The organism is Nostoc sp. NMS2, from assembly GCF_017115105.1.
Lineage (GTDB): Bacteria > Cyanobacteriota > Cyanobacteriia > Cyanobacteriales > Nostocaceae > Nostoc.
Genome location: NZ_JABXKH010000059.1, coordinates 56,055 through 70,057 on the forward strand (window position 1 = coordinate 56,055; position 14,003 = coordinate 70,057).

Here is a 14,003-nt window from a genome sequence, read left to right on the forward strand (position 1 = left end):
TAACCAAGACCCCTCCCTAACCCTCCCCTTATAAAGGGGAAGGAACTAGATTTCTTATTTCCCCCAAAGATATAGCTTTTCCTAATTAAATGAGGTACTTCATAGGCTCCTATCGAAGAGCGGGGAGGGGGTTGGGGGTGGGGTTTTTGTACCTCACTCAACTGGGAACCGCTATAAATAAGGGGGGTAACTTTTATTCAAATTCATCAATTGTGGCGGGAGGAGTAGTCTTTTTATGATTAGCAAAATTGCGCTCATACCACTTCATTAATGGAGTTGAACTAATGCCATGAATAATTACAGAAGCTACAATAGTGGTGTAAGTTATCCAAGCAATTTGTTCGCCAGCTTCACCTTTTAAGCCATTACCAAAAGCATAGGCGAGATAATATAAAGAACCGACACCGCGAATACCAAACCATCCAAATAACCAACGAGTTCCTGGGTGAAGGGTTCGGCGGTGTGAGTCTAGAGGACGTTTACCTATGGTGCTAATCCAAACTCCTACAGGTCTAATTATCAAGAATAATAAAATTATGACTAACAAAGATTGCATAGCATAATTGAGTATTGGCTGTAATAACAATATTGAACCCAATAGTAAAATTGTTCCAACTTCCAGCAGCTTTTCAACTTGCTCAATAAATTCCAACTGTGCTAGCGGTTTTTCAGGATTTCTGTAACTGCGCTGGACAACTAATCCAGCAACAAATACTGCCAAAAATCCATAGCCATTCACCATTTCTGTTAAGGAATAAGTTATAAGAATTGTGCTGATAGCAATAAAATCTTCCATTAACTCATCGGCGGGACGGCGTTTTTGAATTTTCTCTTCAATCCAAACTATAGATTTGGCAACAACAATCCCCATAATAATACCAACTGCGATCGCCCAAATTAAATCAACTGCAATCCACTGTTTAAACCAGTTACTCCAGTTGTCATCTTTTAACGCATGAAGACCAAAATAAACGAAGGGGAAAGCTAAAGCATCATTTAATCCACCTTCAGAAGTTAAACCAAATCTCAACTCATCTTGGTCATTTATATCAGTTAGTTGTACTTCTGATGCTAATACCGGATCGGTAGGTGCAAGAATTGCTCCTAATAAAATTGCTTCTCCCCAATTCATCCCTAAAAACAATTTACCCACAACAGCCAAAGCAAAAATTGAAATTGGCATCAAAAATACAATCAATCGCACCGTAATATCCCAAGACTTCAACCTTAGAGGACGAACAATTCTTAAGCCGCAGCTAAACACAGAAATAATTACTACAAGTTCTGTTATTCTTTTCAGTACTTCAGCATTAAAAACTTCATCTCGACGTAATTGAATCAGTCCAAAGACGTAAGGGCCAAGAACAATACCAACTATTAGGTAGATAATGGCAAAAGAAAGAGGTAGGCGAGCAATCCAACCTGACCCTAATGTTACCATTAGCAAAAGTAGACCAATCACCAATAGGTCAATAATATAGATATCTACCATATAGCGATTTGTATAAAATTAGGCGTTACTTTGTAAGCTTAATTGCAATGCTTTTTTATTAGTATTACCTATAGGCAGATTTTCTGAAATTAAAGATTAGAGATTCAGACGCTTCAAAGTCTCTCTCCAATTCGGCTACGGTGTACGCACAAATCGAAAAACCTGCTCTACTATTAGATTTAATTTGGTAGGGTGCGTTGGGACTAAAGTCCATAACGCACCGAACACAATCGGATGTAGCACGCGAATATTATAGCAGCACAACAGGTGTACTACTATGAGTGGTGTATCTACACTACTTTCTCACCCAGACATCACCATTTTTAGTACAAATATACTATAATGTATATAGCGTCCACAAAGCCTAATGAAATGCCTAACGGCTGTGTGAAAACCTTCTGGAAGATGGATTCAAGGGTTAGTTCGATGATGAAGCATTATATTCTCAACCTCAATCCGACTGCCAAGCATGAATGGGATCGGTGTATTCTACGCGATCCGTTGACTGCCAAACGCCCAGACATTGCTAAACTAATTGCTGAAGCGGTTGGTGCTGATACGGGTAGTTATTTGGTGAGCGTGAATATCGAAGTTCAAGTTTTGCAGCAAGCCGCAGTCCCTCAAGCAGAACAACTCTCGCTGTCGTTTCCAGAGGTGAGTGTGCCGTCACAACCACAACTGCGAGAAGCGGCTTGATGCGATCGCTTGAAACACCTGCATAATTAATAATTATTTGTATATTTGTAGGGGATCTTGGCCAAGATCCCCTAATTCTGCCACAGCATACTAGAATCTTTGAGACAGCAGTTGAGCAATTTGCTGATTAATAGTTGCAACATCAAAACGCCGACTAGCCGAAGTCCTGGCATTATTGGCTATAGTTGCAGTTATTTCCGTCTCCTGAAGACAGGTGATAATCACCTGTGCAAGTTCTTGGGGTTCTCCTGGTGTCACTAAAAAACCATTAAGTCCGTGTTCTACCAATTCCATCACACCCCCAGCTTTTGCCGCAACTACAGGTTTTCCACATAGCATTGCTTCTACAATCACTCTACCAAAGGGTTCTGGAGAAGTAGAAGTATGTGCCACCAAGTCACAAGTTGCCATTAACTGGGGAATATCTGAACGAAATCCTAAAAATTTGACGCGGTTTTCTAGTTCCAAATCAGCAACTTGTTGCTGTAATTGTTTGACATAATCTTGTTCGCCAAATAGTGCATCCCCCACTAAAATTACTGTCACCTCTTGCGGACATTTGGCAATGGCATCAATTAAAATATGCTGTCCTTTCCAAGGTGCAAGACGGCTAAAGTGTCCGACTACAAATTTTCCTTGCAATCCTAACTCTTGCTGCAATTTATTAATTTCAGACTCATTAGTTCGGTAAATTTTTGGATCAAATCCGTTATAGACAACTTCGATGATATCTGAGCGTCCTCCTGCTTGGATAAAAGCTGTTTTACTAGCTTGGGAATTAGCAATTACCAATGAGGCACAACGATTAGCTAAGTTAATCGCAATGCGAAGATTAGTTTGGCTAAAATGTTCTATGGAAAGAATGTCATGTAAATGATAAACCAGAGGACGACGACTAAAAAAACTTGCTAATGCTCCGACAACTAATGCTTTTTGGGTATTGGCATAAATTAAATCGTATTCACGCACTTTTTTAATTACTTTAGTAATCAAAGGTGCAAGTTGTCTCAAACTCTTTAATCCTTGCACCAAACTACTTTCTTTGCGAACTTGGATTGTTTGAGTTGTGAGAACTTCTACTGGGATATGATTTTGCTCTAGTAAATCTTTAAATGCCCCATCTGCGAATAAACCTACTAAAGCGCGATGGGAGTATGGTTTAGCAATATCTATTAAACATAATTCTGCACCGCCTGGTTTACCACTTTGGTCTAGGAAAAAAATTCTCATAAAACTTCCTTGTAATACAATACGGTTCAGACGCGATAAATCGCGTCTCTACAAAGCAATTTTCGCGTCTCTATTTCATTAATTTAATAGAACATTCCGTACTTGCTGGGCGATTTGATTCCAGTCATAATGTGTAACAGCATAATGGCGACAGGATTCTCGTGAAGGTATGGGGATGTTTCCCAGTAGTGCTTGTTCTAATTTTTCGGCAATAGCTGATGCTTCGATGGAAGTAGTAATTAAATCGGGTGAAAATTCTGTTAGAATTTCTGGCATTCCCCCAACTGGGGTACATAAAACAGGAGTACCACACGCTAAAGATTCGACTATTACTAATCCAAATCCTTCAAAAGATTGACTAGGCATTATAGTCAATTCCGCAGCTTGATAAGCTATAGGTAATTGCTCATCAGGGAGAAACCCTAAAAATTTAACGTTGTCATCTAATCCTAATTCTGTAGCCTGTTGTTGTAGTGCAGCTTGGATGTGACCACGACCTGCGATCGCTAGCCAAACATCTGGTATTCTGGGCTTAATTATAGCCAAAGCCTGCAATAATTTGTCAACCCCCGTTCGATGTACTAAGCGGCGCGATGTAAATATTATCCGGCGATTATTTGGCCAGCATAGCTGTTTACAAGCATCTTGGCGTGATAAATTTGGTTGAAAGCAATTAATATCAACTCCACCAGGAATAATATTAATTTTGCTCCACGGTACTTGATATTTTTGATGTAAAATATTGCCAAATGCTTTGCTTAAAACAATGAAGCGATCGCAGCGATTATAAGTATTCTTTTCTATTAGCTGATGCTTAATCAAAAGACTGAGGTTCTTATTAACTACCTCTTGCTGACTCTCAGAAGCCCAAGGGCCATGAAAGTTAAAAGTAACTGGTACTCCCTTTGGTAAAATATCTAAAATAGGAAAGCTATACAATGCAAAGTGGAGATTAATAGCATCTGGTTTGTTTGTTCTGGTTTTCTGAAAGTTAGTGCGAATAGACCATAATCTTTGCCAAATAGCACTATCAGGAGAAGCTAAATTAGTCAGCTTAATCGGCGAATTTACTTCAGTTTCTGGTAGACCTACTCCACACAATTCAATCTGGTCTTTATTTGCTGCTAATTTATGAGTTAATTCATAAACATACCTTTCCAATCCTCCGGGAGTTTTGGGAAACCAGCCTAATCCCAATGTGAGAATAGATGCAGATGATAAAGCTAAATTTTCTGGTTTATTTTTCACTAATATGTCTCCTATAAATATATTAAAACAGTAGGGATGTACCTGACTTTTCACGTCATGTGGAAAAGCCTACGAAAAACCTAACCCCCTAACCCCCTTCCCGATGCGGGAAGGGGGAAAATTCAAAGTCTCTCTCCTAGAAGGAGAGAGATTTAGAGAGAGGTTTTCCAGATACCGTGAAAAGTCAAAGATATACAACTGTAAGTCCCTACAGTATGTTCCAAAGATGAATCAATAGAATTTCTAAATCCACATTCCCAATAAGACTTTTATATAGAACACCAATTTATAAACTATTTATATGTCAACGTCAACAATGGATAAAAGCTTGTGTTTTTATTAACTACATAATACAGACTAAGATATATATGATACTTCTCAATTGACAAAGGTAAATACTAGGTAGAGAGAGCCAAAAATAACTATCAATTAATAATTAGAGAAATATAATGTATTAATGTTTACCGTTTTTACCTACCAACAAGTAGCCATTGATACCTTAAATAAAGTTTTAGAGATATTGGCTGAAAAATAATAAAATGATTTTTGTAAAGATAATGTAAAACTATCGCTTATTTATAATAATTATATTTTTTACTGATTTTGCAAAAAATGATTGTATATAAATAATTAAAAGCTGAAAAATATATGAGAAATAAATTAATGACGAAGTTAGAAGAACTCCGTCACAAGCTTAATCAGCACATCAAAAAATTATCTAAACTTAGATATCTACAAAGAAGTAAAACTTTCAACTTTTTACTCAGTCTGACTGTTGGAGTCATTGTTACTACCCTTGGAATTACAACAGACTGGGCAACAACGGAAACACCCACTATTACATACAAAACATCGGGGACAAGTAATTCTATTGGCAATACAAATCTGCTGGTACAAAACAATACTGAAACACCCACACTTACATACAAAACATCGTGGATAGGTAACACCATTGGCAGTGGAAATCTGCGAATACAAAACAATATTGAGGCAATGTATGTTGCTCCTGATGGCACAGTTTATACCAACAGCCATTGGGATGAGGCAGGAATGGAGGCAGCTATATATAAAGATGGTAAGGTTATTGGTGCTATTGGGGATACTCACGGCTGGAGTCGTGGAGGTGGCATCGCTGTAACAGCAAATAGTAAATATATTTACCTTGCCATGACTCAGGGATCGAAGGGCAAAACTGATGAAGATTATCCTCCTGAAAGTACAACTTGGCATTGCGTTAGACGCTATGACTTATCGGGAAAACCTGCACCGTTTCCTAATGGGCGTGGCTGGGATAAAAGTATGTTAATTACCAGTACTAAAAGTGAAGTCACTGGATTAGCAACAGTAGGAAGCGAGTTGTATGTGAGTGATTTTGCTGCTAACCGCATTCGTGTCTATGATACTGATACGATGAAGGAAGTACGCAGTTTTACCTTTGCCAATCCAGGTGCAATAACTGTTGATTCACAAAAAAATCTGTGGATTATTCAAAGTAAAAATGGTAGTAAACCTGCTAAAATTTTACATTATTCCCAGAGTGGAAAGCAATTGCCCCAACAGATTGCAGATATCGTTGAACCAACTGCGATCGCAATTAATCATCAAAGTAAGCTGTTAGTAGCAGAAAATGGCCCGCGTCAGCAAATATTGATTTATGACATCAAAGATCAGCCAGTGCAGGTGGGTAGTTTTGGTTCTAAGGGTGGTATCTATACAGGAGTTGCTGGTGAAGTTCAAGATTTGAAACTTTACGGGCTTACCGGAGTCGGTGCAGACGCTTCAGGTAATATCTATATAAATAGTAATGGTTTCAACAAATCGGGAACAGATTTGCGGAAATTTTCGCCATCGGGAAAACTAATATGGCGATCGCTAGGATTAATATTCGTCGATAATGCAGATGCCGATCCCAAAACTGATGGTGTAGATTTATTCACCAAACAAGAACACTATCTCATGGATTACAGTAAGCCTGCTGGTAAGCAATGGACTTACAAAGCCTATACCTTAAATCCTTTCAAATATCCTCAAGATCCCCGTCTGCATACATCACCCGATGGAACCTTTGTTCGCCGCATCCAAGGAAAGCCGTTTTTGTTCCTCACAGATATGTATAACAGCTTCCTGCAAATATATCGTTTTAATCCAGGCACAGATGGGAAAGTTGCCATTCCAGCCGGAATGTTTGTCGGTAGTAATGGCGCAGATAAACCATTTCTCGCCGGAAATTGGCCACCATATCAACCACAAAAAGGTGAGTGGATCTGGCGCGATCGCAACGGTAATGGCAAATTTGAAAATAACGAATATGATACCAGCAAAGATTATCCCTATATCGGCGGCTGGTGGGTAGACAGCAAAGGAGATGTTTGGAAAGCTTTGCGAACAGAAGATGGAATTCGCCACTATCCTTTACAAGGAATAGATGCCAAAGGCAACCCCATCTACAACTATAGTTCGATGGAAAAGCAAACTACTCCCAGCATATTTAAAGACTTGCGGCGGATCGAATATTTCCCCGAAACAGATACTATGTATTTGTCAGGCTTCACAGTAGATCATCCTGCATTCGGTGATGATACTGGAGTTGTTGGATCTGAAATTGCCCGTTTTGACAATTGGAGTAAAGGTAATCGTACTCCCCGTTGGCGAATTGTGATTCCTTATGACACCACCGGCAAACGCGAAGTGTCTACAGCAGCCATGAGTGTGGCGGGAGATCGTGTATTTGCAGTGACAGTCAAAACCGCAGAGGTATATGTCTACAATGCCAAGACGGGAGCGCAAGTACAACAGTTAAAACCAGGCCCAGAAGTTGGCAGCGAAAGCGGCTGGATTGATATACCTTATGGTATCCGCGCATTTCTTTGTTCAAATGGCGAGTATCTGGTATTTGTAGAAGAAAATTGGAAAGGAAAAGTGATTATGTATCGGCTGGCGAGTTAAGTATTTACAGTAGTTACAACATAGCCTTGATTCTAAGCTTAACCAAGCCGCAGATCCCCGACTTTGTAAAAGTTGTCGGGGATCTTGTTTCTGCACGTTTGATTCAGGATTGCTGCTATATGTACAAGAATATGTGATTAAATGTATCGCAGATTTAATCACATAGAATGCTCCATGCGTCGAGACTCAATTTTTTACAAACTGTTTCAACAATCCCCCACTCTCTTATTTGAACTATTGACAAATCCTCCAACAAATGCAAATGCTTATCAATTTGATTCGGTAGCTGTCAAAGAACCCAAATTTGAAATTGACGGGGTATTTCTCCTACCAGAAAGCGAGACTCCAGGAGTTGTATATTTTTGTGAGGAGCGGCTTGGAGAACTGTCTGAGGAAATTCGCTCCTCAATTTCTGGTTTATCTTTGCCTGTACTCGAAGAATTGAGCGATGCATTGCTTGATTTTACTACTTTGGCTGATTTGCAATCTTGGTTAGAAGGGCGAATAAATTAAACTACCTCTTCTTGCTTTTGACTTAAATACATTGCAATTCCTTTTTCGTAGTAAGCTGCTTCATTAATAAAAATAGGATAAACAGTAGACTCTCCCTCATAAAAAATGTCTTTTCCTTCAAAAGTCAGAAACATTGGCTCGCCTGGATTCAAAGGTTCATAATCCTTAAACTGAAGCTGGGGGTGAATCATGGCTTGAATCTCTCCGCTATCGCTTCTAGGATAATCGATAGATCCAATGTATTGATAGAGTGTAAGCGTGCTGTTTATCTGCGAAATATTCCCCTGGTTGTACCCTTCAAAATAATCTAAAACTGCATAAATAAGCTGTTCTGTTTCCTGAAATAATTCAGCGTTTAAAATATTCTGAGCCACAGCACCAACTTCTATAACAAAACCCAATTCACACAAAGAACGGAGAAATCCACCTTCTCTAGATTGTTGATTAACAAAAACCTTTACCATCGGATTTATAGAACTCAAATGAGCGCCTAACCGAAGTAATAAAGGATGCATATCACAAAAAATCAGACTTAACCCCATGTTGGCAGTTGTGCTGTGCAAATCAACAATTACATCTACAAAGGGCTGATTTTGCGGTTGCAGTATTTGTTGAATTGCTTTTGCCCGCGTATCTTCATAACTTGAGAGTTGGGGATTTTGTAAACCTTGATTAGTGAAGCAACGATTTAAATCCTTGTCAATGTATCGTTTGCCTTCTTCAATAGCTTTAAGATTGCCAAGTAATGGCAGAGTTTCAAAACTTTCCCTGTTGATTAAATTTGGATACTGCTGAAACTTTTTGACTAGATGTACTCCTGTTAACTCATTACCGTGGTTTCCTCCAACGATCGCAACTTGTTTAATCTGACTCATAACAACCTCACTGGCTCCCCTACGGTTATTGAGAATGGTGCAAGATACAAGATAGAAGTATAACTGCTGCTAGCTAAATCTTGTAAAAGACTGACGCGATGTCTACGACGGCTACGCCTACGCTCCATGTTCGAGCCAAAATGTGATAACTGTTAAGCTGTTAGCTTTAGCACAAAAAGGGTGGAAATTTATGGAGTATAATTTTCAAGCGATGCCTCCGATGGTCACTGAGCGCAGCCGAAGTGCGGGCTACGCCTACGCTGAACTTTACAAAAATGCCCTCCTCAACGATGTCCTACCATTTTGGGAAAAATATTCTCTCGATTGGCAGCAAGGCGGCTATTTCACTTGCATAGACCGTCACGGCAAAATTTATGATACAGACAAATTCATCTGGCTGCAAAACCGCCAGATGTGGACTTTTTCTATGCTTTACAACCAGCTAGAAAAACGCGAAAACTGGTTGAAAATTGCTAGCAATGGCGCTAATTTTCTCGCCCAACATGGCAGAGATAGTGATGGTAACTGGTACTTTGCCCTCACCCGTGAAGGAAAACCACTGGTTGAGCCTTACAATATCTTCTCTGATTGCTTTGCAGCGATGGCATTTAGTAAATATGCACTCGCTGGCGGCGAAGAATGGGCAAAAGATGTGGCAATGCAGGCTTATAACAACGTTTTACGCCGCAAAGATAACCCAAAAGGCAAATATAATAAAACCTATCCCGGCACACGCCCGATGAAATCATTGGCTGTACCGATGATTTTAGCCAACCTGACTCTAGAAATGGAATGGCTGCTACCAAAAGAAACCCTAGAAAATGTCTTAGCTGAGACTCAGGGCGAAGTGATGACCGATTTTCTCGACCCAGAACGGGGACTAATGTACGAAAACGTTGCCCCTGACGGTTCCCACATAGATTGTTTTGAGGGACGGCTGATTAACCCTGGTCATGGTATTGAAGCTATGTGGTTTATTATGGATATCGCCCACCGGAAAAACGACACCAAAACTATTAACCAAGCTGTTGATGTGGTGCTAAATATCCTGAATTTTGCTTGGGATAGCGAGTACGGCGGATTGTATTACTTTATGGATGCAGACGGACATCCCCCACAACAATTGGAATGGGATCAAAAGCTGTGGTGGGTTCACCTAGAGTCTTTGGTTGCATTAGCAATGGGCTATCGCCTGACCGGGCGTGAGGTATGTTGGGAATGGTATGAAAAGATGCACGATTATACCTGGTCACACTTTGCCGATTCAGAGTTCGGTGAGTGGTTTGGCTATCTCAATCGGCGTGGGGAAGTATTGTTAAACCTCAAAGGTGGCAAATGGAAAGGATGTTTTCATGTACCGCGTGCATTGTATCTTTGCTGGCAGCAGTTTGAGGCATTAAAGTAATTCGTAATTAAGTTTTGCAATGGGGATTTTAACCCCACCGCAAAATTTGTCGCTTGTTAGAAGCGAGGGACTTAGACCCCTCAAAAATGTTAAAGTAAGTTTAGCTATCTCAACAAGCAGATTTCTCTATCTAAACACTTAGCTATGATTTGTTTGAATTGAAAGTTTATTTGAAGTAAACGTATTTCATAAAAATCTATATAACTAGCTAACTATAATATGCTGTAAATCAAGAGTTAAAGCCACTATCACAGTACGGCGGAAATAAACAGACCATTTGAAATGTCTAAAACCCTTACGCAACGGTAATTACGAATTACGAATTACGAATTACGAATTACGCGAAGCGATACTAGCCATCTGAATTAAAGCTTTAATTTTGTTTTAATTACTGCCTCATCTCTAAAGCCTACTAACACTGCTGTTCCATCTTTGACGAAAAGTGGGCGTTTTAGCAGCATTGTATCGTTAGCAAATGCATCAATCCACTGTTTATCAGTCCAAGTCTTCTTTTCATCTCCTAAAGCTCGATAAGATTGACCGGAGGTATTTCGCATGGGAGCAGAACCCAAAGACTTCATCCAGTTTTGGATCATCTCACTCTTGGGCGGAGTTTCTTTAGTATTTATGAATTCATATTCAATGCTATTGCTTTGGAGCCACATCAGAGCTTTTTTGCAAGTGCCGCAGTTAGGAATTCCGTAAACTTGAATGGACATAAAGTAGTTAAGCAATAATCACCATTTTTATCCATAATATAGTTTATGTAACCCTTATTTTCAGTTTTTTGAAAGTTTAGATTTTACTTATTGTGGGTGCAGAGAGTTTTTGAGAGTTTTGAACAGCATGGAAGAGTATAGCAATGCTTGACTTAACAAAAATCCAATTGATAGCTCAATCCTATTCTCCTCAAGAACTCTTTGCTGCTTTAATTTGGCAGCGTCGATTTAATCAGTTTGATGGGGAACAGGTGATTACTGACCTTTGTGGCCACACAGATTTATGGGCAAGCTTTCTATTTACAAAACCAATATTTGCACCAGATGAAACAGGTCTAAGCTTTGGTGGAGTTATCGATACTCTCTTGGCAATGGCAAACTATCGTCCCATGCCTGAGACTAGCATCATCCATTTTGTTGCCTATCCTGCCGATACGCTCTACATCCTCAGTGAAAACCAAGACACAAAGGTGTCTAAGCTTTTGGACTTAGGCAAAAAGTGGCACGCTGATTCCGTAGAAATAACAGATGGCACGAATGAGGAGTATTCTTTAAAGCTTCAGCGCCGATTGAGAACTCGATTACAAGGGGCACTATGGGGTAATAATGTTCAACACGACTGTGATGCAGTTATTGTTACCTATTGGTGGGATTGAATCAGGATACTGATTCATGAGTGTTTTTAAGCTTTGTATAAAGAGTGTAGACTAGCTGCTGGAATCAGGCTTTTCTCGGCAAAGTTATATCGATAGCTGTTCAATAACATACATAATAGCCAACAGAAAATAAGGAAAATCTATTATGGTATACGCATAATCTGGAGCTTTAATAGCATTAGTATCTCTGTATTCGTTAAGCACGTACAATTTAGGTCGGTTATTACCCATATTAGTCTGATTATTATTAGTCAGAATGTAGTGGTGCAATATATTGCACTCTTACAAAGCTAAACACAGAGGTAAACTATGTTTCCTTTTTGGGGTAATCCTTGTTATGGAAGCGAACCCATTTCGCACAAAGCTAGTTTAGAGCGGAAATTAAAATTCTTGATTTGGATACGAGATGATTTAGAGTCCAAATTGGCTGGCATTAATGCTTCTATTGATACCATTCGGCAGCAAATAGAACGCTCAGACTCAGCTACTTAGAATTTAGTTCTTGCTGACATTTGTACTTAAGCCGATTGTAACTCTTTTGTGACTGGGCGCTGTACATGGACAAAATCTGGGTTAAGGTCTTTGTACAACGCTCTGTTACAAAGGAGCGCACAAAAAAAGAGGCAGTCTTGAAAAACGAAGCCCAGTTTTTTAAACTCGTGTTTATTATTTAGTCATTGGTCATTGGTCATTAGTTAATAACAAAGGACAAATGACAATTAGACATCAAAATGATATGATACGGCCCCTTCTTCGTTCACCTTAAAGTTTGCATTGAATTCTTTAGCTTTTTCGTCTAAATATTGTCTGGCATGGGCTGCGGGTAGTTGTGACTGCATTGCAAAGCCTAAAACAGTTACACGCCCATGATTTTCTTGTATCATCTCATAAAAAATCGATTGCAGGCGATCGCTAACTTGTTGATTAAGCGCCTTTTTCTCTTGCCGACTTTGACGGTATAATCCCAATGCTAACCATGTGCCCAGTGTTAGGCTAGGAACGCCAAAAATTAGGTGTTCTACCGCAGTATTATCAATTACAGGGGTATCTGTTGGTGCTGCGAACTCAATCGAGCCATCCCAGGCTAATGGTAGCGTGATTGATTTTTCCATAGTCGTTTTATTAAATACCTCTGCTGCTGATAGCATTACAAACATGAATCCGAATGTCAGTAGCCAACCGGCGGCCAATTTTTCAGCAGTTTTCATAGTTCCACTTCAAATTTGAACTTTGCTAGCGATTTTAACCTGACTTTCGTAAAGGTTCTACTATATCAATCTACTCCCGGCGACGGTTTTTAGCTTTTGTAACGAAATTTTTGCCTACCTTGCTAGTGGTAGCCTGTCAAGAAACAACCAACAGGTAAGGCTTGTTCGTAGTTTGCGCTGTCTTCGCTAAAGTGCAAACTACGAACCTATCAAATGAAATTTGACACACTAATAATATTTATCTTACTTGCGTGTAGCTTCCAGTAGGCGAGAAAAATAGAAGCGAGTCTTCGTCATCGCCTTTCGTTGCAATGAAAAGCCATTACTTTCTAAAATTTTCACTACATCAGCCTCACGATGCAAATATGCACGAGTCGCTTTACTTGGCCCGGGAAAGAAACTGCCAATTTTCTTGAGTATACTCAGGGCACAGGTCTTTGGCGCAAAACTGAGAATTATCCGTGACTGTGCTAAAGAACAGAGATGAGATATCATCTCATCGGCTTTTTCTTGGGGGTAGTGAATGAGAACATCCAAGCAAATAACGGTATGGTAACTACCGCTCAACGATTCCAAGTCCTGCACGGCAAAAGTGGGATTTTCTTCATTTCCCAAGGTAAGCTTTGCTCTATCCTTGCCTTCTTCCACCATTTTTTCAGAAATATCGGTGGCATAGACTTTCGCACCATCTACCGCCAGAGGAATGCTGAGACTACCGACACCACACCCAGCATCGCAGATTGATAGCTCTGGTAAATTGTTATCAGCCTTCAGCCAGCCGAGAACTGTATCCACGGTTTGCTGGTGTCCGTTGCGGATGTCTAGTTGAACTTTGTTGACTTCGCCATCGCCATAGATTCGCTTCCAACGGTCAAAGCCTGTGGAATTGAAATACTCACGAACAATCGTTTTATCGTCGGCTACGTTCATAAACTCTGATTTTTAGGGGTTCCCAATGCTTAAAATTATCATTGATAGGAACCCATAAGAGCGGTCTTCCAGATTTTTCTAGATG

13 protein-coding genes are annotated in these 14,003 nt (G+C 39.8%); 6 read left to right on the forward strand and 7 right to left on the reverse strand.

Annotated features, from left to right (window positions below; genetic code table 11):
• Window positions 1–193: 193 nt before the first annotated feature.
• Window positions 194–1,492, reverse strand: a complete 1,299-nt coding sequence (locus HWQ36_RS11255) for a sodium:proton antiporter (RefSeq protein ID WP_292702050.1) — start codon at window positions 1,490–1,492, stop codon at window positions 194–196.
• A gap of 426 nt (window positions 1,493–1,918) precedes the next feature.
• Here HWQ36_RS11255 and HWQ36_RS11260 point away from each other — a divergent pair, with 426 nt between their 5' ends.
• Complete coding sequence (locus tag HWQ36_RS11260; protein WP_069069307.1) at window positions 1,919–2,188, forward strand: hypothetical protein; 270 nt, start codon at window positions 1,919–1,921, stop codon at window positions 2,186–2,188.
• A gap of 90 nt (window positions 2,189–2,278) precedes the next feature.
• Here HWQ36_RS11260 and HWQ36_RS11265 read toward each other — a convergent pair whose 3' ends face one another.
• Together HWQ36_RS11265 and HWQ36_RS11270 are read right to left on the reverse strand one after the other, a co-directional pair.
• A complete protein-coding gene (locus HWQ36_RS11265; protein WP_292702057.1) occupies window positions 2,279–3,418 on the reverse strand; it encodes a glycosyltransferase family 4 protein in 1,140 nt (379 codons plus the stop codon).
• 78 nt (window positions 3,419–3,496) lie between these two features.
• On the reverse strand, window positions 3,497–4,666 hold the full coding sequence (locus HWQ36_RS11270) for a glycosyltransferase family 4 protein (RefSeq protein WP_292702059.1): 1,170 nt from the start codon (window positions 4,664–4,666) through the stop codon (window positions 3,497–3,499).
• 648 nt (window positions 4,667–5,314) lie between these two features.
• Here HWQ36_RS11270 and HWQ36_RS11275 point away from each other — a divergent pair.
• Window positions 5,315–7,612, forward strand: coding sequence for a hypothetical protein (locus HWQ36_RS11275; RefSeq protein WP_292702062.1), 2,298 nt, complete (start codon window positions 5,315–5,317; stop codon window positions 7,610–7,612).
• A 174-nt stretch (window positions 7,613–7,786) separates the two neighbouring features.
• On the forward strand, window positions 7,787–8,125 hold the full coding sequence (locus tag HWQ36_RS11280) for a DUF2887 domain-containing protein (protein ID WP_292702064.1): 339 nt from the start codon (window positions 7,787–7,789) through the stop codon (window positions 8,123–8,125).
• Here HWQ36_RS11280 and HWQ36_RS11285 read toward each other — a convergent pair.
• On the reverse strand, window positions 8,122–9,000 hold the full coding sequence (locus HWQ36_RS11285; protein WP_292702067.1) for an aspartoacylase: 879 nt from the start codon (window positions 8,998–9,000) through the stop codon (window positions 8,122–8,124). The two genes, HWQ36_RS11280 and HWQ36_RS11285, sit on opposite strands and share 4 nt — an antisense overlap.
• Before the next feature lie 220 nt (window positions 9,001–9,220).
• On the opposite strand from HWQ36_RS11285, the gene HWQ36_RS11290 reads away from it, so the two are divergent.
• Complete coding sequence (locus HWQ36_RS11290) at window positions 9,221–10,405, forward strand: AGE family epimerase/isomerase (RefSeq protein ID WP_292702176.1); 1,185 nt, start codon at window positions 9,221–9,223, stop codon at window positions 10,403–10,405.
• A 365-nt stretch (window positions 10,406–10,770) separates the two neighbouring features.
• On the opposite strand, the gene HWQ36_RS11295 is transcribed toward HWQ36_RS11290, so the two are convergent.
• Window positions 10,771–11,124: a Spx/MgsR family RNA polymerase-binding regulatory protein gene (locus HWQ36_RS11295; protein WP_292702070.1), complete on the reverse strand. Its 354-nt coding sequence runs from the start codon at window positions 11,122–11,124 to the stop codon at window positions 10,771–10,773.
• A gap of 143 nt (window positions 11,125–11,267) precedes the next feature.
• Here HWQ36_RS11295 and HWQ36_RS11300 point away from each other — a divergent pair, with 143 nt between their 5' ends.
• Window positions 11,268–11,780 carry a hypothetical protein gene (locus HWQ36_RS11300; protein ID WP_292702073.1) on the forward strand — a complete coding sequence of 171 codons (513 nt, stop codon included), beginning with the start codon at window positions 11,268–11,270 and terminating at the stop codon, window positions 11,778–11,780.
• Window positions 11,781–12,089: 309 nt separating this feature from the next.
• Window positions 12,090–12,272 (forward strand): hypothetical protein, encoded by a 183-nt coding sequence (locus tag HWQ36_RS11305; protein WP_041565423.1) that lies wholly within the window; start codon window positions 12,090–12,092, stop codon window positions 12,270–12,272.
• A 227-nt stretch (window positions 12,273–12,499) separates the two neighbouring features.
• On the opposite strand, the gene HWQ36_RS11310 is transcribed toward HWQ36_RS11305, so the two are convergent.
• Together HWQ36_RS11310 and bchM are read right to left on the reverse strand one after the other, a co-directional pair.
• Window positions 12,500–12,988 (reverse strand): hypothetical protein, encoded by a 489-nt coding sequence (locus HWQ36_RS11310; protein WP_292702079.1) that lies wholly within the window; start codon window positions 12,986–12,988, stop codon window positions 12,500–12,502.
• Between the two features lie 243 nt (window positions 12,989–13,231).
• Window positions 13,232–13,918, reverse strand: a complete 687-nt coding sequence (bchM, locus tag HWQ36_RS11315) for a magnesium protoporphyrin IX methyltransferase (RefSeq protein WP_292702082.1) — start codon at window positions 13,916–13,918, stop codon at window positions 13,232–13,234.
• Window positions 13,919–14,003 lie beyond the last annotated feature (85 nt).